The following is a 21,175-nucleotide window of genomic DNA, read 5'->3' on the forward strand; positions in this document are numbered from 1 at the left end:
ATTTTCTGTAATAAGATCGTCATTAACTTTTCATCTTATTGTCGTTAGATTTTCATAATTGATTGCTTTAATTGAATAAAAATTTTTATAAGTACATATGATGAATAAGAAACTTCTATCTCTGCTTTGTTTTACAGCTCTCAGTTTAAGCGCCTGTAATGATGATGATCATGATCAGTTCTCTTCACCAGAAACCCTTACAGTACCTACCCTGATTTCATTTGCCAAACTTCCAGTTTCAACTTATGCAGAAGGCCCCGACTCAGGCGCTGCCGTATCGGGGGCTAATGGAATTTATCCGCCCTTTAAAGGGCAGCCTGTACAGGGTTTCTCAGCTGCAGTTAAAAATAATGATGGCAGTTATATGGCCATGTCAGATAATGGTTTTGGGACTCAAAACAATTCAGCTGACTATTTGCTAAGAATTTATAAAATTAAGCCTGATTTTAAAACCAAGACCAAGGGAACAGGGCAGGTGTCTGTTCAGGATTTTATCCAGCTACGTGATCCGAATAAGTTGGTTCCTTTTGAAATTGTAAATAATAATACACCAGATCGTCTTTTAACTGGGGCGGATTTTGATCCGGAATCAATGCAGCGAGTAGCCGATGGGACTTACTGGATTGGTGATGAGTTCGGACCTTATTTACTGCATTTTTCTGCAGAAGGCGTACTGCTTGATGCCCCTATTCCTCTTCCGCATCCTTTAGTTAAAGGACAGGAGCTACGATCACCACAGAATCAGCTCAACAAGGCAGGAATTAACTATATCGAACCATTGATTCAGCAAAGTGGCGGATTTGAAGGCATGGCACTTTCTAAGGATGGCCAATATCTTTATCCATTACTGGAAAAACCATTAAAAGGTGATGCCAGCGGCCAATTGATTATTTCCCAGTTTGATCTAAAGACTAAATCCTATACCGGAAAATATTATCTGTTCACGCTGGATAGCAAGGCTTCAGCGATTGGAGACTTTCAGCTCTTTAATAATCAGGAAGGCATCATTATTGAGCGCGATGCTAGCCAGAATAATCTCGGTGGCTATAAGAAGCTGATCAGGATCAAGCTGGGTGAGTCCGGCAAGGTAATTGAGCGTGAAGAACTGCTGGACTTAATTAAGATTGCAAACCCGAACCAGCTTTATACTTCGGTACGTGATGGAGACATTGGTACAGGCACACAGTTTGCTTTTCCATTTGAGACTATAGAAGATGTCGTTATTGAAGATGGCCGTACCCTGACCGTATTAAATGATAACAATTTTCCGGGGTCGAGCGGTCGTAATGCTAAACTTGCTGATGATAATGAAATTATCCAGATCCAGTTGCCGAAAGCTTTATATTAGTCTGGAAAAAATATGTAAAGCTCGTCTATGTGAAAATCAAGTCACTTTAAACTGATTTAAACAGGCGTATACTCATCAGGCATAAGGAGCTTTTATGTCTGAATCTGTAGAGTCGCAGTCTTATATCGAGTATGGGACGCGACCTTTTTTTGCTATTCTACTTTCATTATTTCTGGCAGGCTTTGCCATATTTTCATCATTGTACTGTGTACAGCCAATGATGCCTTTCCTTGCCAAGTTCTTTGCTATCAGCCCGACCCATAGCAGTTTCCCGCTCTCATTCTCCACTATTGCACTGGCACTTGGCCTGTTGTTTGCCGGACTGATTTCAGACCGTTATGGTCGTAAGCAGGTTATGGCAATTTCCCTATTTTCGACCTCAATATTGTTGCTGGTCAGTTCTTTTCTGCCTTACTGGGAAGTTTTTTTAAGTACCCGAATGTTAATTGGCCTGGCTGTAAGTGGTGTTGCTTCAGTAGCCATGACTTATATCGGTGAAGAAATTGCACAAAAAGATGTCGGCTTTGCCATGGGGCTATATATTTCAGGGACAGCAATTGGTGGCATGAGTGGTCGTCTCATTGCAGGTGTACTGCTAGATTTTATTTCTTGGCAAACTGCCACAATGATCATTGGTGTGCTTAACCTTATCATTGCTATTGTATTTTATATTGCCTTGCCCGCTTCACGGCACTTCAAGCCTTATCCGATCAATTTTTCGAGGTTTAAGCAGTCATTCACCAAAAATTTGTCAGACTCAAGACTTAGGCTCCTGTTTGCAGAAGGCTTTTTATTGATGGGCTGTTTTGTAACGGTCTTTAATTATATTAGCTATCATTTACTGGAAAAACCGTTTGAACTCTCTCAGGCCTGGATTGGCCTGATTTCAATTGCCTATCTTTCAGGCATCTATAGTTCACCGCGGGCCGCAGGTTGGGGTCGTAAATATGGTCGGGGTAAAGTTTTACCAGCCATGTTTATCTGTATGATCTTGGGGTTATGGATTATGCTGATTCCCTCAATCTGGTGCATATTGCTGGGTCTGCTGATTTTTACCTTTTCTTTCTTTGCAGCACATTCTACAGCCAGTAGCTGGGTATCTGTACAGGCTTTACAGTATCGGGCAGTCGGCTCTTCACTTTACCTGTTCTGCTACTATCTGGGTTCAAGCGTATTAGGCAGTAGTGGCGGGCTGGTTTGGGAGAACTGGGGCTGGGGTGGTTTAACGGTGATAATTACCCTGTTTCTCGGTCTCGGTCTCATCATCTCATTACGTTTAAACCGTAGCTGACTCTCTTTTATTATTCTTATTAAAACTGCGGGTATGAGTATTTTAATTTCAAAAAATTGTTTTTGTATAAAGATTAGCCGATAGAAATTGTATCTCGTTGTTTATACAATTCTTATAGTCAAGAAAGATGAACAGGTTTCATGTTAAAATGATCGGCTTTCATCTTTGATCTTTTTTTGATCTTCCATCTGCCAGCCGAGAATTGCTAGCCATGTCTACTGCTTATACCGCTCAGACTGCGCCAAAAGCGTTGTTTGATTACGACAAATATTGGGCGTCATGTTTTGAACCTGCGCCATTTTTGCCGATGTCACGCGAGGAAATGGATCAACTCGGCTGGGATAGCTGCGACTTTATTTTAGTTTGTGGCGATGCCTATATTGATCATCCTTCATTTGTGTCCGGAATTATCGGACGCGTATTAGAGGCACAAGGTTTTCGGGTTGGTATTATTGCGCAGCCAGACTGGACCAATGTCGATGCCTTCCGCGCGTTGGGTAAACCGAATATTGCCTGGGGTGTAACAGCAGGTAATATGGATTCCATGATCAACCGCTATACGGCTGACCGTAAAATCCGTTCAGATGACGCCTATTCTCCAGACAATGTACCTAACAAACGTCCAGACCGTGCAGCAACTGTTTATTGCCAGCGCTGCCGTGAAGCTTTTCCAGATGTTCCGGTCCTGTTAGGCGGAATTGAGGGGTCACTACGCCGCATTGCACATTATGATTACTGGTCAGATAAAGTCCGTCGCTCTATCTTAATGGATTCGAAAGCTGACCTGCTCATGTACGGCAATGGTGAGCGTTCAATTATCGAAGTAATGCATCGTCTGGCCAAAGGCGAAAAGATTCACGAGATTACTGATGTTCGTGGTACAGCATTTATTATTAATAAACATAATCGTGCCTCCAAGGCCCAGTTTATCGAAATTGCCTCGAATGACGTAGATACGGTGGGTCGTGTTGATCCTATCATTAACCCGTATGTAATGACTGAAGATATTGATGGCTGTGAAATTGAAAAAGATAAGGGGAATTCACTAACCCAATATCAGAATTTCCAGAAAGAAATTGTTCATAATCCGATCGTGCGTGAAGGGGACCAGCTTGAACCGGATACACAAATTGTGCAATTGCAGCCAGCATCCAAAGCCATTAAACACAAGTTACCTCCACGTGAGCTGGCAGTAATTCGCTTGCCTTCATTTGAACAAGTTGCAAATGATCAGGTGCTGTATGCCCATGCTAATCGGATTCTGCACTTGGAAACTAATCCTGGCAATGCGCGTGCACTAGTGCAGCGGCATGGTGAGCGTGACGTATGGCTAAATCCGCCGCCGATTCCATTGACTACTGAAGAAATGGATTATGTATTTGACCTGCCATATGCACGTCTGCCACATCCATCCTATGCCGATGCACGCTTCCCGGCTTTTGATATGATCAAGTTTTCGGTAAACATCATGCGTGGCTGTTTTGGAGGTTGTACGTTCTGCTCAATTACAGAGCATGAAGGACGGATTATTCAAAACCGTTCCGAAGAATCAATTCTGCGTGAGGTTGAAAAGATTCGGGATACCGCGCCGGGCTTCACAGGTATTATTTCAGATTTAGGTGGCCCTACTGCAAATATGTACCGTTTGCACTGTAAAGACCCTGAAATTGAGAAAAACTGCCGTAAACCTTCATGTGTCTATCCGGGCGTTTGTCAGAATCTGCATACTGACCATGCTCCATTGACTCAGCTTTACCGCAAAGCACGGGCGATTAAAGGAATTAAAAAAATTCTTATCGGTTCGGGACTGCGCTATGACCTTGCCGTACTCAATCCCGAATATGTGAAAGAGCTGGTACAGCACCATGTGGGCGGCTATCTGAAAATCGCACCAGAGCATACTGAGAGAGGTCCATTATCGAAGATGATGAAACCTGGTATTGGTACTTATGACCGCTTTAAACAGATGTTTGACCGCTTTAGTAAAGAGGCAGGTAAAGAACAGTACCTGATACCTTACTTTATCGCTGCGCATCCGGGTACAACTGACTATGACATGATGAACCTGGCGGTCTGGCTGAAAAAGAACGGTTTCCGTGCCGATCAGGTCCAGACCTTCTATCCGTCACCTATGGCGACGGCTACGACCATGTATCACACCAGTAAGAATCCACTGGCAAAAGTGGCACGTTATACTGAAGATGTTGATATTGTAAAAGGTGAAAAGCGTCGCCGCTTACACAAGGCTTTCTTGCGTTATCATGATCCAAATAACTGGCCAATGCTTCGTGAAGCTTTAAAAGAAATGGGACGTCAGGATCTGATTGGTAATTCCAAACAGCATTTGATTCCAACCTATCAGCCGCAAGGGACGGAGGGCGAATATAAATCGGCGCGCAAAAAGAACTCGACAGTAGCTGGAGATTCACAAAAACGTGTTACCGGTGTGAGAGGACAAGGACAAAATCAGGGGCAGAACCAGCGGCCGAAAAAAGGGCAGATGCTGACCCAGCATACAGGTTTACCGCCACGTGAAACAGGTGAGAAGCGCCCTTTTGAATTGACCAAGAATAAGCGTAAAGGTAAATTCAAAACTCCCCATTAATTGATCAAGGCACTTCGGTGCCTTTATTTTTACACTCGATAATTCCGATACGGATAACATTCGGTAAAGAAAAAACTGTATAAATAGATTGCCTACTGTTTATATGTATTTAAGATAAAACAGATAGGCAGGAATATGACCAACTGACTTGCTCTTACTGCCAAAATCATTTAAGTTGGACCGGTGAGTTTTAAATTTTTAACTAGAATAAAGCGGTTATAAACCGAGCTGATTATAAAAATAGATTAAAGGATTAATATTATTATGTTTTACCTGATTATAGCAGGCCTTATTGCACTGTGTGTTGTAGCAGTCATGCTCTTTAACAGACTCAAGCCCCGTGACAAATATGATAGTGCGCTCAAACGCCGTGCAATTTTCAGTCCTGCCCAACAGTTGACTTTTAACCGCCTGCAACAGGTATTACCAGACTACTATATTCTGGCTCAAGTTTCTTTCGATACATTACTCACCACTAAATATAATCATACCCGTATAAAATATCAGCATATGATTGCTGACTTTGTGATTTTAGATCGAGAAAGCCAAATTTTTGCAATTATTGAAATTGATGATGCATTGAGTTTAAAAAAATTAAAATATCAGCATTATCAGTGTAGTTTACTTGAAACGGCAGGTTATAAAGTGGTGCGTTATAAAGGTGTACCTGAATATGAGCAGCTTCGTTCTGATTTTTTGGGAAAGCTGCCGCTAGCAGGAGTAGCTTCCTCCCGCTCTCCCCAGTTTGAAAATATTATGCACTACCGAGACTGTGTAAGACAGTATTAGTAAAATTAAGCTGTTATTTTTAATAAATTCTATAAAACTGTATTAAGACACCCGACAAACGTCAGGTGCCTGTTCTGCTGATCATGAGGTTAGGGTAAAACTGCCGTAACAGTCATTTCAACCAATACATCTGGAGCATAAAGTTTAGCTTCAACACAGGTTCGTGGTGGAGCGGCACCCTCTGGTACCCAAGCATCCCATACCTCATTCATGGCAGCATAATCCTGCTCAATATCTTTGAGAAATATAAGTACTGACATAATATGAGATTTGTCTGTACCTGCCTCAGCCAGTAGCTTGTCAATCAGCTCTAGTGTTTGGCGTGTTTGTCCCTGTATATCTAGACGGGTATCTTCAGCCAGCTGACCGGCCAAATGTACCAGTTGGCCACTAATAGTCACCTCACTAAAGCGTGGAGTGGTATGCAGACGTTGTACAGGCATGTTTTACTCGACATTTAATTCATGAATGATGAGTTACCATAACATGCAGCTATTTCTCAGTAAAATTGGAAATGAAAAGTAAACTAAAATCGAATTATTAAAAACAAAAAATGAATGAGAGGAATTATAAGAAAATATTGTGCAGTTTTATATGTTATACCCTGACTGTCGAGTTGCCCTGTAACATTCGGATTTGATCGTCACGCCAATCACAGGACAGCATGCTAAAAGTAAAGGTGATTTCTAGCATCTCAAAGTACATGGATAAATGTACTGCACTGTCTAGAGTACCTTAATCTATAGAAAAAGCGAGCACAAGTTGCTGGATTTTTCTCCGGTTGATGAAAGAGTAACCAGAAATGGACCTCACCATAAACTCAATTGGTTTTCCTGTTGTGCTTGTTGCAGCTGGTATACGCCTACACCAACCAGACGGAATAGTGAATTTTCACCAATATGCATTTCTTGTAGCAGCAGCTCTACGGCTTGGGCAAACTCTAGTACAGAGCGTAGTGGCAGGCGGAAGCTTTTACTGTGTTGCAGGGTCTGAAAGTTTTTAAGTCGCAGTTTTAAACTGATCCCGCAGGCAACCAGATTCTTATTGATGAGGGATTGCCAGACTTTTTCAACCAGTATTGGCCAGTAAGAATTACATTCCTGCAAACTTAAGTCTCGATCAAAGGTAATTTCCTTGGAAATCTGTTGGCGCTGTCGATTGGCCTCTACCGGACGATGGTCAATCCCTTGGCCATAGAGATAAAGCTGCCGGCCATATTTACCAAAATGCTGAATAAGAAGACTTTCTTCAACCTGCTGTAAGTCTCCCAAGGTATCTAGCTTTAACTGCTGCAGTTTTTGCTGCATGACTTTACCAACGCCCGGGATTTTCTTTAGGGGCAGGTCTTGAATAAAAGCCTGAACCTGATGAGGTTTAATTACACAAATGCCATTAGGCTTGTGCCAGTCGGAAGCAATTTTAGCCAGAAATTTGTTAGGAGCGACGCCAGCTGAAGCAGTCAGATGAAGTGTTTTAAAAATATCTTCACGAATCTGCATTGCTACAGCCGTAGCACTAGGCAGGTTTTTCAGATTTTCAGTGACATCCAGATAAGCTTCATCTAGTGAAACCGGTTCAATTACCGTAGTGTATTGCTGAAAAATGTGATGTATCTGGGCTGAAATAGCCCGATATTTAGCAAAGTCCGGCTCAATCACATACACATCAGGACATAATTTTCTTGCTTGAGTCATCGACATGGCTGAACGCAGACCAAAACTGCGGGCTGGATAAGAAGCGGCCGCCACTACAGCACGAGGGTGGTGGGAGGCAATGACCACAGGCAAATGTACTAGTTCCGGCCGCTCCCGCAGCTCAACTGACGCATAGAATGCATCCATATCGATATGAATAATCTTGCGCATCAGAGTTCAGGACTCAGACCGATATTTTTCAGATAACGCTGCCATTCTGCGGGACTGCCCCGGTAGGCATTCAAATCTACCGGTTTGGGAATTCCCTTAATTTTCCCCTGACGGCTGTACTGCCAAAAGCTCCAGGCACGTTTATCCTTCAGCTCGGGCATTCCATCATAATCACGAATCCAGAGTGGGGTATGTGGAAAACTGTCGGTTAGTACCAGATGATAAAAGTTTTTGGATACATAAAATATGGGCGGCTTGCCATAGTGAGTTTTCAGGCGGTCATGCATCAGCTGGATTTCTTTAAGTAACTGCTCCTTGGTATAGGTATTAATACAGTTACTATCGTATTCAAGATCAATTACCGGAGCAAGCGCGTCTGCTTTATGCGGTACAGTCTGTATAAAATTATCGGCCTGTACTGCGCCATTACGGCATAGGCGGTAAAAATGATAGGCGCCTACGCGTAAGCCTTGTTCGCGTGCAGCCAGCCAGTTGTGCTGGAATTTACGGTCCTGAAAATCTCCTCCTTCTGTCGCCTTTAAATAGACAAACTGATAGCGCTTGGGAGAAATTTGCTTCCAGTCAATATCACCCTGATGATGCGAAACATCAAAACCCTGAACAGGGAATTCTTCTCCCGCCTGTGGCCGGTTGCTAAATACACTCAGCAGTACTAAACCCAGTAGCAGCAGGCTTCCAACAACGGCCAGCATCCATGACCAGGCAATTTTTGGCGAAATAGTCTGAGGCATAACTTAGCAGGTAATAGGCAGAAGGCTTAAGCATAAACTGCTTCTACTAAAAGTTCGAGTCAAATTCAGGACTCCGGCTGTATCTGCTTTTCATCTGGAACACGCCAAAAGATCAGCACTGCCAAGATATTGATCAGACCCAGGCAGATCAAGGCAGAATGAAAGGCCTTGCTAACATCAACTGGACCATAGTAATTACTAAAAATATTAATCAGTGTACCAGCCAGCGCTACCCCGATACTCATGGAGACCATCTGAATCATGGAAAGAAAGCTATTACCTTTACTGGCATCCTGCTGGGGCAAATCTTTTAGGGTCAGAGTATTCATTGATACAAACTGCAGGGAGTTAAGCAGACCCATTACCAGAAAATGTAAAGTTCTTAACCAGATGGGTGTATCGGCAGTAGTCAAGGCAAAACTGGCAATAGTTAAACCGACCAGACAAGTATTGGCAATAAGAAAACGGCGATAACCAAATCTTGAAATCAGCGGCCTGATCAGTGGTTTAGAAATCAGGGAACCCAAAACCAGTGGAATCATCATCAGACCGGTCTGTAGCGGACTGATATCAAATGCAACCTGTAACATTAACGGCAATACAAAGGGAATTGAATTTCCACCGAGCCGTGCAAAAAAGTTACCTAATATTCCAATTGAAAATACAGGATTTTTTCGGAACAGGCTGCTACGGAACAGGGCATTCTGATGCCAGTGTGCATGCGTAGCATATGCCATCATAGCGATGGCTCCTACAGCAAATAATATCCAGCCTAAGGTATTGGAGTAGTTTTCATTAGAAATCACTTCAATAGACAGTGATATACCGACCATACTCAGCACAAGCAGAATAAAACCACTAAAGTCAAATGAACTGACATTGGCTTCGGTGACATTCGGCATGGCTTTAAAGGTCATGATACAGCCGAGCAGACCAATCGGAACATTAATCAGAAAAATCCAGTGCCATGAAAATGCTTCAACAAACCAGCCACCGAGAGTAGGGCCCATCAATGGCCCAAGCAGCCCTGCCAAGCTCATCAGGCTCATGGCTGAGAGGAATTGTGTACGCGGAATAATTTTCAGCATAGATAGCCGGCCGATGGGCAAAAGTAAAGCAGCACCAGCGCCCTGAATTACCCGGAAAAACAACAGCTGGTTCAAGTTTTCAGACAGACCACAGCCCAGTGAAGCTAGGGTAAAAATTACAATGGCTGAAAGATAAGTATTGCGCACACCAAAACGGTCAGCCAACCAGCCACTTAGTGGAATACAGGCTGCTGAGGCCAGTACATAGGCCACCACTACACTATGCATCTTGAGCGGGTCTTCATTCAGCTGCTCGGCCATTGACGCAATTGCCGTATTGACAATGGTGGTGTCCAGACCTTGCATGAAGAAGCCGATCGATACCAAAAAAACTAAAAGACGGTATTCAGCTTGTACAGGTTGATGCTCAGCGGTAACAGCCATAATATTATAAATAATGATATTTTTTGATAGTTTATCGAATCTAGAATAAAAGTCCTGTAGTGCTCTGTACTTTCTCAGTAATGATTAATTTGCAAATAAGCCTCACATTAAAATATTTTATTTATTCTTTAAAGGTAAATTTCTCAAAAAATTCTCGTCATCAGAATGTCATGAAGCTGCAATAAAAATGTCATAATCTTGTCACAGCCGACCGCTTGGGGCAGTCGTGATACTTATTCTTCAAGAGAATCCTGACCTCTATGACAATCGAAATTTTTATGATTGTAGGCTTCTGTCTAGCAGCTTATTCAATTGTCGGAAATGATGTGCCACAAACCTTAGGTACGTTTATTTCATCCAATGCCCATCGTCCCTGGTGGGTACTATGGCTATATACCAGCAGTATTCTAGCGGTAGTGCTGATGTATGGCTGGTGGACTTCGGGTATCGGCGATGCTTCCTATGGACGTCTGGAAACTATTCCTTTTCCTGAAGAAGGAATTACCTGGTTATATATAGTTCCTCCCATATTACTGATTCTGCTTACGCGCTACGGTATTCCGGTCAGTACTACTTTTCTGGTTCTTACTATTTTCTCACCAAGCAGTCTGGGTTCAATGCTGACCAAATCAATGATGGGTTATGCAGTGGCTTTTATTGTGGCAATTTTGGTTTATCGTTTTGTTATTAAAAGAATCTCTGTTTATTTTAGCCAGACCCGGCATCATCCTACTCCCAAATTCTGGATTGGTCTGCAATGGGTCTCGACTGCATTTTTATGGAGCCAATGGCTGATTCAGGATCTGGCCAATATTTTTGTCTATGTTCCCCGTGTGGTTCCTCTTGGTTTTATGATATTTGCCATTTCGGTCTTTATTATTTTGCTAGGCGTCATTTTTTACCAGCGCGGCGGGAAAATCCAGAATATTATTGATACCAAAACAGGTGTAGCAGATATTCGCTCAGCCACCATTATTGATTTTATCTATGCCTTTATTCTGCTGGTGTTCAAGGAATGGAGCAATATTCCGATGAGTACCACTTGGGTCTTTTTGGGTCTCCTGGCCGGGCGTGAGTTTGCCATGTCAATGCACCTGGTTGAAGTAAACCGGCACCGGACTTCACGCAATGTCAGTAAAGATGCTATGAAGTTGCTCTTCGGACTGGCTGTAAGCGTACTTTTGGCAACCACCTTACCTTGGCTCTATCAGCTGATTTCGGGGACATAATATTAAAAAAACGGGCCTAAGCCCGTTTTTTACAGTTAGTTGACTAAATTGCAAAGCGGCTTGGACTGTTCAGGTTCTTCATTGCATTAAAGATGGCTTTACTGTGTTCACACACTACAATTTTGGCGCGATGCTGAGCAGGCAGAAAACCTTCTTGTACTGCATGATCCAGCTGGTTGATCAGTGCATTATAAAAACCATTTACATTATATAAAATCATCGGCTTCTGGTGCTGATTCAGCTGCCCCCAAGTGGCAATTTCCAGAATCTCTTCAAAGGTACCCAAACCACCCGGCAGGGCAACAAAAGCACTGGCTCGTTCTGCCATGAGTGCTTTACGTTCATGCATGCTTGCAACAATATGCAGCTCTGTCAGCTGGTTATGGGCAATTTCATAATCCAGCATAAATTCTGGAATTACCCCTACGACTTCACCGCCAGCTTCCAATACGCTGTCAGCCACTTGACCCATCAGGCCGATACTGGCACCGCCATAAACGATGCCAAACCCATGTTGTGCCAAGCCTTGGGAAAGTTCAATTGCTTTTTCACGGTAAATTGTATTATTGCCCGGACGCGAACCACAATATAAAGCTACCAAATGCTGAGTTGTTCTTGGTTCAGGATTAACTGGGGTATTTCTCATTTCTAGTACACTATTCATCATTATATTTTTACCTTAGCATGTTCTTTTTTCTCGCTCTAGCTCTAGCTTAAGTAAAAAATATGACATCTTCAGTAGAAGGCTATAATGGTTTTAGATAGGGTTTGTATCAAGTTGGTGAAGAGCACAAGATTGAAAAACAAAAAAAGATGAATTTCTAAAAAATCTTGCCTATACTGAAAATCTGTTAAACAACATATTGATCAACATGGGCAGTGGTTGTAGTCGCTCCGAATATCCTGACTTTTATAAAGAAAAAATAGTGACCCGAATCCGGGACTTCAGTAACAGTTCTCCAAGAGAAAGTGTAAGTCGCCAGCAGGAGCATGTTCAATGATTTTTGAATGGATGTCTGATCCTTCTGCTTGGGTAGGCCTGGTTACTCTGGTCGTTCTGGAAATTGTACTGGGTATTGATAACCTGGTATTTATTGCTATTCTGGCTGAAAAACTGCCGCCACATCAGCGAAATACCGCGCGTATTTTGGGTCTGATCCTGGCTCTGGGGATGCGGCTGATCCTGCTTGCTTCTATTGCCTGGGTGGTCACCTTAACTGATCCTCTCTTCCATATTTTTGATCATGCGTTTTCCGGCCGTGACTTGATTCTGCTGTTCGGTGGGGTATTCCTGCTCTTTAAGGGGACTATGGAACTGCATGAACGGATTGAAAGTAATCATGCACATAAAGAAGAAAATCCGGTACATGCGGCTTTCTGGATGGTTATTGTCCAGATTGTTGTGCTTGATGCGGTATTCTCGCTTGACAGCGTGATCACGGCAGTAGGCATGGTGAAAGAGCTTTCGGTCATGATGATTGCAGTCATTATTGCTGTGGGAATCATGTTGTGGGCATCTAAACCACTCATGGAGTTTGTCAATCGCCACCCGACCGTAGTGATCCTGTGTCTAGGCTTTTTGATGATGATCGGCTTCTCGCTGGTGGTTGAAGGCTTTGGCTTCCATATTCCAAAAGGCTATCTGTACGCTGCAATTGGCTTCTCGGTGCTGGTAGAAATGGTCAACCAGACCATGCGTCGTAACCAGGAAAAGCTGGTAACCACCACTGATTTACGTTATCGCACTGCCTCAGCAGTGATGCGGATGCTCGGCGGTAAAAATACTAGCAATAGTAATGAGTCACCATCAAACGAGCCGGAAGATGTGCTGGCAACACGCGCTTTTGCCGATGAAGTTTTTGATGAAAAAAATGGTGTATACCACAGTGTAATGGTGCAGGGCGTACTTGGACTTGCCGAAAGACCGGTCAAATCCGTGATGACTCCACGACCAGAGCTTGAATGGATTGATCTGGATGAAGATGCTGAAGTCATTAAAGAGCGTCTCTTAAGCATGACGCATTCCCGCCTGATTGTGGCGCATGGAGAGCTTGATAATATTGCCGGTATTGCATTGACCCATAAAGTCCTGAATGAATACATTGAAACCGGGACTCTAAATTTCGAAAAACATCTGCGTGAACCGGTGATTGTGCATGAAAATGCTCAGGTTCTGATGGTAATGGAACAGTTACGTCAGGCACCCTTACAGATGGCAATTGTTTTAAATGAATATGGTTCTATTGAAGGTATCGCTACACCGATTGATGTACTTGAAGCCATCGCCGGTGAATTTCCGGATGAAGATGAGCTGGAAGCGGCTGCAGAGAGCCTCGAGGATGGTTCACTGATGCTGGAAGGCTCAACCGATATTCGACATGTTTCCTTATTGCTGGGCCGTAATTTGGTTGACGAAAGTGAGCAGTATTCAACGTTATCGGGTTATATGCTGTATCACTTGGGCCACTTACCTGTAAATGGTGAAAAGCTACAGGCAGATGGGCATATCTTTGAAGTGGTCACCATGGACGGTCATAAAATTGAGAAAATCCATATTATGACCAGTGACCAGCCGGCATCTGATGAAGAATATCGTTAGAAGCTGTATTAGAAAATTCGCTACAATAGCCCTTTCATAAGGGCTATTTTTTTGGATTCAGCTTATGTCAGGCGCATCATGTCCATGTGGTAAAGGCTTATATAAAGATTGCTGTGAACCTCTCCATAGTGGCAAAACCCGAGCGGTACATGCTGAACAGCTGATGCGTTCGCGCTACAGTGCTTTTGCTTTACAGCAAATTGGCTATATCGTAAAAACTACAGCATCTGGCCAACAGCCTTATCTCGAAGTACCTGCTATACAGCAGTGGAGTGAGACAAATCGCTGGTTAGGACTTGAAGTAATCAACTTTAAAGAAAAGCTGACCAAACATCATGCTGAAGTCGAATTTAGAGCTCATTATTATGATGGCGAGCAGCCACAACTTCATCATGAAATATCGTATTTTGTGCAGCAGGCTGGACAATGGTTTTTTCTGGACCCGACGGTTGATATGCCGGTTACCATGAAACAGCCATGTATTTGTGGTTCAGGTAAAAAATTTAAGCAATGCTGTGCCCCTTTTCTGGCAACTTTAACTTAAAATAGCGCTATTTTTAGCCTGGACGGAACACAGGGCAATGCTTCTCACTATAATTTATATTATTGCAATTACAGCCGAAGCCATGACTGGCGCTTTATCTGCCGGGCGACGCAGCATGGACTGGTTTGGTGTAGTGCTGATTGCCTGCGTGACTGCATTAGGAGGAGGTTCGGTCCGGGATGTGCTATTGGGTCATTATCCTCTCACTTGGGTGAAACATCCTGAATATTTGGTGCTGACCTGTGCAGCAGCTTTTTTTACTATTTTGATTGCTAAATGGATGCGTCATTTACGGAATATCTTTCTGGTTCTGGATGCCTTGGGCCTTATTGGTTTTACTATTATTGGCTGTCAGATTGCCCTGCAAATGGGACATGGTTTCGTGGTTTCGGCAGTTGCAGGAGTGCTTACCGGGGTCTCTGGTGGTATTTTGCGAGATATTCTATGTAACGACGTGCCTCTAGTATTCCGCCGTGAACTGTATGCCAGTATCTCTTTTGTGGCAGTGATCTGCTACTGGAGCTGTCTGAATCTGGGTTTATCGCTTGAATTGACAGTGATTGCAACTCTGGTATTTGGCTTTACCTTGCGGTTGATTGCTATTTATTTTGGTCTGGAAATGCCAAAATTTATTTATAAAGATGAAGATGATAGTTCAGCATCCTCTAAAGATTTGTCCTGACCATCAATCAAAACTTGAATTACCAGAGTACTGCAGCATGGATTTAGTCTCACGAGTACAGCGCCTGCCGATTGGCAGATTTCATTATACCCTGTTATGGGTAGTGGGTCTGGGCTGGATGTTTGATGCCATGGATACCGGAATTATTGCTTTTATCATGGCAACTCTGGTCAAGGACTGGGCACTGACACCGGTACAGAGTGGCTGGATTGTCAGTATCGGCTTTGTAGGAATGGCTATTGGTGCTGTTTTTTCAGGAGGGCTGGCTGACCGTTTCGGACGACGTACAGTATTTGCGACTACGCTGGGAGTTTATAGCGTAGCTACCGCACTTTGTGCTGTAGCACCGAATCTTACCTGGTTGCTGATTTTTCGTTTTATTGTGGGCTTGGGGCTGGGAGGGCAGTTACCGGTTGCAGTAACACTGGTCAGTGAATATGTACCGGCACATGTGCGTGGCCGTTTTATTGTACTGCTGGAAAGCTTTTGGGGTTTAGGTTGGCTGGTAGCAGCTCTGATATCCTATTTTATTATTCCCAGCTTTGGCTGGCATGTGGCTTTCTTAATTGGTGGACTGCCTGCTTTATATATTTTTATTATTCTTAAAAAAGTACCGGAGTCTGTCCCTTATCTGATTAACCGTGGCCGGATTAATGAGGCGCATATATTAGTACAGCAACTGGAACGCCAGTGTGGTGTAGAGGTAATAGAAACACTAGAGGTTCAACCGGTTGCTAGCCAGAAAAGTGTTTCGTTCAAACAGCTCTGGTCAGGGCAGTTTGCGCGTCGCAGTCTGATGTTATGGCTAATCTGGTTTGGGATCGTCTACTCTTATTATGGAATTTTTACCTGGTTACCTAGCCTGCTGGTTAAACAGGGTTATAGTATTGTCCAGTCCTTTGAATATGTCCTGATTATGATTTTGGCCCAGCTTCCAGGTTATATTGTGGCAGCCTGGCTGGTCGAGAAATTAGGCCGTAAAATCACTCTGGCGGGTTTTATTGGGTTTTGTGCAGTCTCGGCCTATTTCTTCGGTCAGGCTTCTAGTGTCAGTATGATCATGTTCTGGGGCTGTCTGATGTCTTTCTTCAACCTCGGCGCATGGGGCGTACTCTATACATATACCCCGGAACAGTATCCGGCCAATATCCGGGCTTTTGGTTCAGGCTGGGCTTCAGCCGTTGGCCGCATGGGCGGCATACTGGCGCCACTGGTAGTGACACAAATGATGGTAGCAGACCATGGCTTTAGCCATGTGTTCCTGATGTTTACATTGGTCCTGGTTACTGTAGCGCTGGTGATCATTATTCTGGGTGAAGAAACCAAGGGTAAAACACTGGAGTCAATTGGCCTGTAAAGTTGGGCTATCTCATGGTTTTCCGGTTGCCTAAAAATTCTAAAACGTTTAGTTTCACATCATAAGACATAAATTGTCGCACTGTATTCCGGCATACTCTTGTGTATCTGGCAGGTGCGGCATAGCATAAGAACCCAGATAAAAACGATTGATTTAGGATTATAGGTTGTTATGACAAGCCTTGCGCATCATGCGACAGAAAACCGCTCAGTAGCAGAATTTACCGAACAGGCTTACCTGAACTATGCCATGTATGTAATCATGGATCGTGCCTTGCCGCATATTAGTGATGGCCTTAAACCTGTTCAACGCCGTATCGTTTATGCTATGAGTGAACTTGGTCTGAAACACAGTGGCAAGCCAAAAAAATCCGCGCGTACAGTGGGTGATGTGCTGGGTAAATATCATCCGCATGGTGACTCGGCCTGTTATGAAGCTATGGTATTGATGGCACAACCGTTCAGCTACCGTTATCCGTTTATTGAAGGCCAAGGTAACTGGGGTTCACCGGATGATCCAAAATCATTTGCAGCCATGCGTTATACCGAAGCGAAGCTGTCCCAGTATAGTGAAGTATTATTATCTGAACTTGGGCAGGGCACAGTAGAATGGCAGGATAACTTTGATGGCTCGCTTAAAGAACCGGTAACCTTGCCTGCCCGCGTACCTAATATTCTTATGAATGGTACTACAGGCATCGCGGTTGGTATGGCAACAGATATTCCGCCGCATAACCTGCGTGAAGTCATTAAGGGAACTATTGCATTAATCCGTAATCCGAATACCAGCGAGGCCAAACTGGCCGAGTATATTCCAGGGCCTGACCTGCCGACTAAAGCTGAAATTATCACCTCAAAAGATGAACTGCTAAAAATCCAGTCTACCGGGCGTGGCAGTTATCGTATGCGTGCAGTGTATACGGTCGAAAAAAATGAAATTATTATTACCGAGCTGCCTTATCAGGTTTCAGGCTCCAAAATTATTACCCAGATTGCTGACCAGATGCAGGCCAAAAAGCTGCCATTAGTTAGTGATCTTCGGGATGAGTCTGATCATGTCAATCCGACCCGCCTGGTCATTGTCCTGCGCTCTAACCGGGTAGATGCCGACACCGTGATGAGCCATCTGTTTGCTACTACGGATTTGGAAAGTAGTTACCGCGTCAATCTGAACATGATTGGTGCCGATGGGCGTCCACAGGTTAAATCTATCCGGAAAATCCTGCTGGAATGGATTGAAATCCGTAAAGAGACAGTTACCCGCCGACTGCAGTATCATCTCAACAAGATTGAAAAACGTCTGCATATATTGGCCGGACTTTTAATTGCCTATCTGGATATTGATACTGTAATCCACATTATTCGTGAAGAAGATCATCCCAAGGCCGTACTGATTCAGACCTTTAAAATTGATGAAACCCAGGCTGAGGCAATTCTTGAATTAAAACTGCGGCACTTGGCCAAGCTTCAGGAAATGGAAATCCGTCAGGAACAGGATGAGCTTTCGGCACGTGCTGCTCTTATTCGTGAACAGCTGGCTAATCCTGAGTCTTTAAAGAATCTGATTATTGGTGAATTAAAAGAAGACGCCAAAAAATTTGGGGATGAGCGCCGTTCTCCTATTGTGGAGCGTGAAGGTGCGGTTCAGATGCGTGAACAGGACCTGATTCCGGCAGAACCAGTCACTGTAATTCTATCAGAAGCAGGCTGGATTCGCTCTGCTAAAGGTGCAGATGTCGATGCAGAAAAACTTAACTATCGCGCTGGAGATCAGTATTTAAGTCATGCTTCTGGTAAAAGTAACCAGCGTGTTTATATTCTGGATGAAACCGGCCGGAGTTATGCACTGGCTATCAACAGCCTGCCTTCTGCAAGAGGTCTGGGAGAACCGCTCAGTTCTAAACTTTCTCCAGCGAATGGTGTTTCCTTTATTCAGATACTGGTTGAAGAAGATGATCAGGAAATTATCGCGATTAGTTCTAAGGGTTATGGCTTTAAAACCCAGGCAAAACAGCTGGATACTAATGCCAAAGCCGGTAAGGCATTTCTCAGTATTCCTGAAGGTGGCAAAGCTTTACCGTTACTGGTAAATCCAGATTGCTCTCATCTGGCCTTATTAACTGATACAGGCCGCTTGCTGGTCTTACCCGTGTCAGAATTGCCAAGTCTCAACAAGGGTAAAGGAAACAAGTTGATACAACTTGAGCAGGACGAGCAGCTATTATCTATGACAACTTTGAATTTAAATGAAATAATTCAGGTAATTGCAGGTCAGAAAATTCTTAATATAAAACCGGGCGATTTAGATAAATACTTAGGAAAAAGAGCGTCTAAAGGGCAACTTCTGCCAAGAGGATATCAAAAAGTAAATAGACTCCTGATTCAAAGATAATACTAGCATCCATGTTCATAAATACGTTATATATGTGAATGTATTCGTGAAGATGGATGCGATGATCGAGCATAAACAAGTTAAAAAATAGGCTCGTCATTGAAAAATATTTGACTAAGGATATTGATTGGAGAAAATGGCATTATGGAAAAGATTTGGTTCGCTGAATACCAAAAGACAGGGATACCGGAAACTGTAGAATTACCCCCAGAAGATACCTCGCTGGTCGATATTTTCGAACGTAATTTCCAAAAGTTTGGTACACGTGACGCCTTTATCTTTATGGATAAAGCCATGTCCTTTAATGAACTTGAGGAAGCAAGCCGCAAGTTTGCTGCCTATTTGCAAAGCTTGGGGTTAGCAAAAGGCACACGTGTTGCGGTTATGATGCCAAATGTCCTGCAATATCCTGTTGTTGCACTCGGTGTATTCCGTGCCGGCCTCATATTAGTCAACGTCAACCCGCTTTATACAGCGCGTGAACTTGAACATCAGCTGAATGATTCAGGTTCTGAAGTATTGGTTATTGTAGAAAACTTTGCTTCTGTCTATCAGGCAATTATTGGTAAAACACCAGTCAAGCATGTGGTGGTTGCTTCCGTAGGCGACATGCTGGGTACCTTGAAAGGCACACTGGTAAACTTTGTCCTGCGCAAAGTACGCAAGCAGATTCCAGAATGGAATATTCCGGGGCATATCAAGTTTAATGCAGCACTGGCAAAAGCTAATCCAAGCAATTATAAGCGCCCCAATCTGACCTTAAGTGATACTGCAGTTCTTCAGTATACGGGCGGAACTACAGGGGTATCCAAAGGCGCCGAACTGACACATCGGAATCTGGTTGCCAACATGTTGCAATGTGACGGTATTTTTCAGAGCAAATTTGGTGCAACAGATGGGGACAAAAATGACCGTATTTTCTGTGCGCTACCGCTTTATCATATCTTTGCATTTATGGTTTGTGCCCTGTATGGCATGTATAAAGGCCAAGCAAACGTTCTGATTCCTAACCCGCGTGATCTACCAGGCGTTATTAAAGAGCTGCGTAAATATCAGCCATCATTCTTCCCGGCGGTTAATACACTGTTCAATGCACTGGTGCATAACGAAGAGTTCAAGCAGCTTGACCATAGCAAAATGAAAATGGCTATGGGGGGCGGTATGGCTGTACTGCCATCTACGGCTGAAGCCTGGAAACGGGTTACCGGAACTACTATCATTGAAGGTTATGGCCTGTCTGAAACCTCACCAGTGGCAACTGCTAATCCACCAGCCTCTACAGAATTTAGCGGCACGATTGGTATCCCACTGCCATTAACAGAAGTGGCTATTCTGGATGATGATGGTAACGAAGTTGCTTTGGGTGAGCAGGGAGAAATCTCGATCCGTGGTCCACAGGTAATGAAAGGCTACTGGAATCGTCCGGAAGAAACTGAAAAAGTCATGACTAAAGACGGCTTTTTCCGCACCGGTGATATCGGCATCATGAATGACCGGGGCTATGTAAAAATTGTAGACCGTAAAAAGGATATGATTCTGGTTTCTGGCTTTAATGTTTATCCATCTGAAATTGAAGAAGTGATTGCTAAACATCCTAAAGTACTGGAAGTGGCTGCTATTGGTGTGGCAGACGAGAAATCAGGTGAAGTGCCTAAACTGTTTGTAGTTAAAAAAGATCCTTCCTTAACAACTGAAGAAGTTCTGGCATTTGCTAAAGAAAATCTGACCGGTTATAAACGCCCGCGTTATGTGGAGTTTATGGAAGAATTACCAAAATCAAATGTTGGTAAAATCCTGCGTAAAGATTTACGAAAAACTGCTTAAAATAAAAGCGCCTTCGGGCGCTTTTTTATTGCCCCAAAATTATTTTTTCATTAACCACCGGTCAAAATAAGGCCGTCCAATACCCACTATACCGAGAAAAATAAACATCGTACCAAACTGACGACTTAAACCTGAAATATGAAGAGTTTTATAGGTCAGAAAGTTATCAATCAGACAGTAGATGAGTACAATGACCAGCCAGTGCCAGAGTGGTAAACGTTTAATACCAACTGCATAAAAGGCTATAGTCAGGATAATAAAAGTGCCCAACCAGGATGTCCAGTTCATATTGGCGCAGATAACACTCAGTAAAAATGCAGTAATAGGCAGTACGATCTTAAAAACGCGGTCAACTTGACGCTGATGCTGCTGCTGTTTCTCCAGCACTTCAAACATATCTTTTTCATCAGGTGCTAACATGCCGTGT

At 43.4% G+C, this 21,175-nt stretch carries 17 protein-coding genes; 11 read left to right on the forward strand and 6 right to left on the reverse strand.

Annotated elements, in window-relative coordinates; all coding sequences use genetic code 11:
- Nucleotides 1-97 precede the first annotated feature (97 nt).
- The 4 genes from ACRAD_RS00765 (at nt 98) to ACRAD_RS00780 (ending at nt 6,033) form a co-directional block, all read left to right on the forward strand.
- A complete protein-coding gene (locus tag ACRAD_RS00765) occupies nt 98-1,348 on the forward strand; it encodes an esterase-like activity of phytase family protein (protein ID WP_005022887.1) in 1,251 nt (416 codons plus the stop codon).
- A gap of 94 nt (nt 1,349-1,442) precedes the next feature.
- Nucleotides 1,443-2,639 carry an MFS transporter gene (locus ACRAD_RS00770; protein WP_005022889.1) on the forward strand — a complete coding sequence of 399 codons (1,197 nt, stop codon included), beginning with the start codon at nt 1,443-1,445 and terminating at the stop codon, nt 2,637-2,639.
- A 211-nt stretch (nt 2,640-2,850) separates the two neighbouring features.
- The gene (locus ACRAD_RS00775; protein WP_005022892.1) at nt 2,851-5,244 is read left to right on the forward strand and encodes a YgiQ family radical SAM protein; all 2,394 of its coding nucleotides are present in this window, start codon (nt 2,851-2,853) and stop codon (nt 5,242-5,244) included.
- 264 nt (nt 5,245-5,508) lie between these two features.
- On the forward strand, nt 5,509-6,033 hold the full coding sequence (locus ACRAD_RS00780) for a DUF2726 domain-containing protein (protein WP_005022895.1): 525 nt from the start codon (nt 5,509-5,511) through the stop codon (nt 6,031-6,033).
- Between the two features lie 89 nt (nt 6,034-6,122).
- Here the strand turns inward: ACRAD_RS00780 and ACRAD_RS00785 are convergent, their stop codons facing one another.
- The 4 genes from ACRAD_RS00785 to mdtD all read right to left on the reverse strand — a co-directional run bounded on the left by ACRAD_RS00785 (nt 6,123) and on the right by mdtD (nt 10,122).
- Nucleotides 6,123-6,476, reverse strand: coding sequence for a RidA family protein (locus tag ACRAD_RS00785; RefSeq protein ID WP_005022898.1), 354 nt, complete (start codon nt 6,474-6,476; stop codon nt 6,123-6,125).
- 366 nt (nt 6,477-6,842) lie between these two features.
- Nucleotides 6,843-7,898 carry a DNA polymerase IV gene (dinB, locus tag ACRAD_RS00790; RefSeq protein ID WP_005022900.1) on the reverse strand — a complete coding sequence of 352 codons (1,056 nt, stop codon included), beginning with the start codon at nt 7,896-7,898 and terminating at the stop codon, nt 6,843-6,845.
- Nucleotides 7,898-8,650, reverse strand: a complete 753-nt coding sequence (locus ACRAD_RS00795) for a glycoside hydrolase family 25 protein (protein ID WP_005017227.1) — start codon at nt 8,648-8,650, stop codon at nt 7,898-7,900. The genes dinB and ACRAD_RS00795 overlap by 1 nt, the downstream gene beginning before the upstream one ends.
- A 65-nt stretch (nt 8,651-8,715) precedes the next feature.
- Nucleotides 8,716-10,122 carry a multidrug transporter subunit MdtD gene (gene mdtD, locus ACRAD_RS00800; RefSeq protein ID WP_005022903.1) on the reverse strand — a complete coding sequence of 469 codons (1,407 nt, stop codon included), beginning with the start codon at nt 10,120-10,122 and terminating at the stop codon, nt 8,716-8,718.
- 260 nt (nt 10,123-10,382) lie between these two features.
- Between mdtD and ACRAD_RS00805 the strand changes: the two genes are divergently transcribed.
- Nucleotides 10,383-11,351 (forward strand): hypothetical protein, encoded by a 969-nt coding sequence (locus tag ACRAD_RS00805; RefSeq protein WP_005022905.1) that lies wholly within the window; start codon nt 10,383-10,385, stop codon nt 11,349-11,351.
- Between the two features lie 43 nt (nt 11,352-11,394).
- Here the strand turns inward: ACRAD_RS00805 and ACRAD_RS00810 are convergent, their stop codons facing one another.
- Nucleotides 11,395-12,018 carry an LOG family protein gene (locus ACRAD_RS00810; RefSeq protein ID WP_005022907.1) on the reverse strand — a complete coding sequence of 208 codons (624 nt, stop codon included), beginning with the start codon at nt 12,016-12,018 and terminating at the stop codon, nt 11,395-11,397.
- A gap of 330 nt (nt 12,019-12,348) precedes the next feature.
- Between ACRAD_RS00810 and ACRAD_RS00815 the strand changes: the two genes are divergently transcribed.
- From ACRAD_RS00815 to ACRAD_RS00840, 6 genes are all read left to right on the forward strand, one after another.
- Nucleotides 12,349-13,950, forward strand: a complete 1,602-nt coding sequence (locus ACRAD_RS00815) for a TerC family protein (RefSeq protein ID WP_005022910.1) — start codon at nt 12,349-12,351, stop codon at nt 13,948-13,950.
- Between the two features lie 64 nt (nt 13,951-14,014).
- Nucleotides 14,015-14,494: a YchJ family protein gene (locus ACRAD_RS00820; protein WP_005022913.1), complete on the forward strand. Its 480-nt coding sequence runs from the start codon at nt 14,015-14,017 to the stop codon at nt 14,492-14,494.
- A 37-nt stretch (nt 14,495-14,531) separates the two neighbouring features.
- Nucleotides 14,532-15,176, forward strand: coding sequence for a trimeric intracellular cation channel family protein (locus ACRAD_RS00825; RefSeq protein WP_005017209.1), 645 nt, complete (start codon nt 14,532-14,534; stop codon nt 15,174-15,176).
- Nucleotides 15,177-15,213: 37 nt separating this feature from the next.
- Nucleotides 15,214-16,533 carry a niacin transporter NiaP gene (niaP, locus tag ACRAD_RS00830; RefSeq protein WP_005022916.1) on the forward strand — a complete coding sequence of 440 codons (1,320 nt, stop codon included), beginning with the start codon at nt 15,214-15,216 and terminating at the stop codon, nt 16,531-16,533.
- A gap of 171 nt (nt 16,534-16,704) precedes the next feature.
- On the forward strand, nt 16,705-18,924 hold the full coding sequence (gene parC, locus ACRAD_RS00835; RefSeq protein WP_005022918.1) for a DNA topoisomerase IV subunit A: 2,220 nt from the start codon (nt 16,705-16,707) through the stop codon (nt 18,922-18,924).
- A 144-nt stretch (nt 18,925-19,068) separates the two neighbouring features.
- Entirely contained in the window at nt 19,069-20,748 is a 1,680-nt protein-coding gene (locus ACRAD_RS00840) for a long-chain-fatty-acid--CoA ligase (RefSeq protein ID WP_005017202.1), read from the forward strand.
- A gap of 39 nt (nt 20,749-20,787) precedes the next feature.
- On the opposite strand, the gene ACRAD_RS00845 is transcribed toward ACRAD_RS00840, so the two are convergent.
- Nucleotides 20,788-21,168: a membrane protein gene (locus tag ACRAD_RS00845; protein ID WP_005022921.1), complete on the reverse strand. Its 381-nt coding sequence runs from the start codon at nt 21,166-21,168 to the stop codon at nt 20,788-20,790.
- Nucleotides 21,169-21,175: the final 7 nt, after the last annotated feature.

This window comes from Acinetobacter radioresistens DSM 6976 = NBRC 102413 = CIP 103788, assembly GCF_006757745.1.
In the GTDB taxonomy this organism is placed as follows: Bacteria; Pseudomonadota; Gammaproteobacteria; order Pseudomonadales; family Moraxellaceae; genus Acinetobacter; species Acinetobacter radioresistens.

What these genes read in the sequence shown, in the direction of transcription:
- ACRAD_RS00765 (WP_005022887.1), top strand. Translation starts at nt 98, where the DNA reads ATGATGAATAAGAAACTTCTATCTCTGCTTTGTTTTACAGCTCTCAGT.
- ACRAD_RS00770 (WP_005022889.1), top strand. Translation starts at nt 1,443, where the DNA reads ATGTCTGAATCTGTAGAGTCGCAGTCTTATATCGAGTATGGGACGCGA.
- ACRAD_RS00775 (WP_005022892.1), top strand. Translation starts at nt 2,851, where the DNA reads ATGTCTACTGCTTATACCGCTCAGACTGCGCCAAAAGCGTTGTTTGAT.
- ACRAD_RS00780 (WP_005022895.1), top strand. Translation starts at nt 5,509, where the DNA reads ATGTTTTACCTGATTATAGCAGGCCTTATTGCACTGTGTGTTGTAGCA.
- ACRAD_RS00785 (WP_005022898.1), bottom strand. Translation starts at nt 6,476, where the DNA reads ATGCCTGTACAACGTCTGCATACCACTCCACGCTTTAGTGAGGTGACT.
- dinB (WP_005022900.1), bottom strand. Translation starts at nt 7,898, where the DNA reads ATGCGCAAGATTATTCATATCGATATGGATGCATTCTATGCGTCAGTT.
- ACRAD_RS00795 (WP_005017227.1), bottom strand. Translation starts at nt 8,650, where the DNA reads ATGCCTCAGACTATTTCGCCAAAAATTGCCTGGTCATGGATGCTGGCC.
- mdtD (WP_005022903.1), bottom strand. Translation starts at nt 10,122, where the DNA reads ATGGCTGTTACCGCTGAGCATCAACCTGTACAAGCTGAATACCGTCTT.
- ACRAD_RS00805 (WP_005022905.1), top strand. Translation starts at nt 10,383, where the DNA reads ATGACAATCGAAATTTTTATGATTGTAGGCTTCTGTCTAGCAGCTTAT.
- ACRAD_RS00810 (WP_005022907.1), bottom strand. Translation starts at nt 12,018, where the DNA reads ATGATGAATAGTGTACTAGAAATGAGAAATACCCCAGTTAATCCTGAA.
- ACRAD_RS00815 (WP_005022910.1), top strand. Translation starts at nt 12,349, where the DNA reads ATGATTTTTGAATGGATGTCTGATCCTTCTGCTTGGGTAGGCCTGGTT.
- ACRAD_RS00820 (WP_005022913.1), top strand. Translation starts at nt 14,015, where the DNA reads ATGTCAGGCGCATCATGTCCATGTGGTAAAGGCTTATATAAAGATTGC.
- ACRAD_RS00825 (WP_005017209.1), top strand. Translation starts at nt 14,532, where the DNA reads ATGCTTCTCACTATAATTTATATTATTGCAATTACAGCCGAAGCCATG.
- niaP (WP_005022916.1), top strand. Translation starts at nt 15,214, where the DNA reads ATGGATTTAGTCTCACGAGTACAGCGCCTGCCGATTGGCAGATTTCAT.
- parC (WP_005022918.1), top strand. Translation starts at nt 16,705, where the DNA reads ATGACAAGCCTTGCGCATCATGCGACAGAAAACCGCTCAGTAGCAGAA.
- ACRAD_RS00840 (WP_005017202.1), top strand. Translation starts at nt 19,069, where the DNA reads ATGGAAAAGATTTGGTTCGCTGAATACCAAAAGACAGGGATACCGGAA.
- ACRAD_RS00845 (WP_005022921.1), bottom strand. Translation starts at nt 21,168, where the DNA reads ATGTTAGCACCTGATGAAAAAGATATGTTTGAAGTGCTGGAGAAACAG.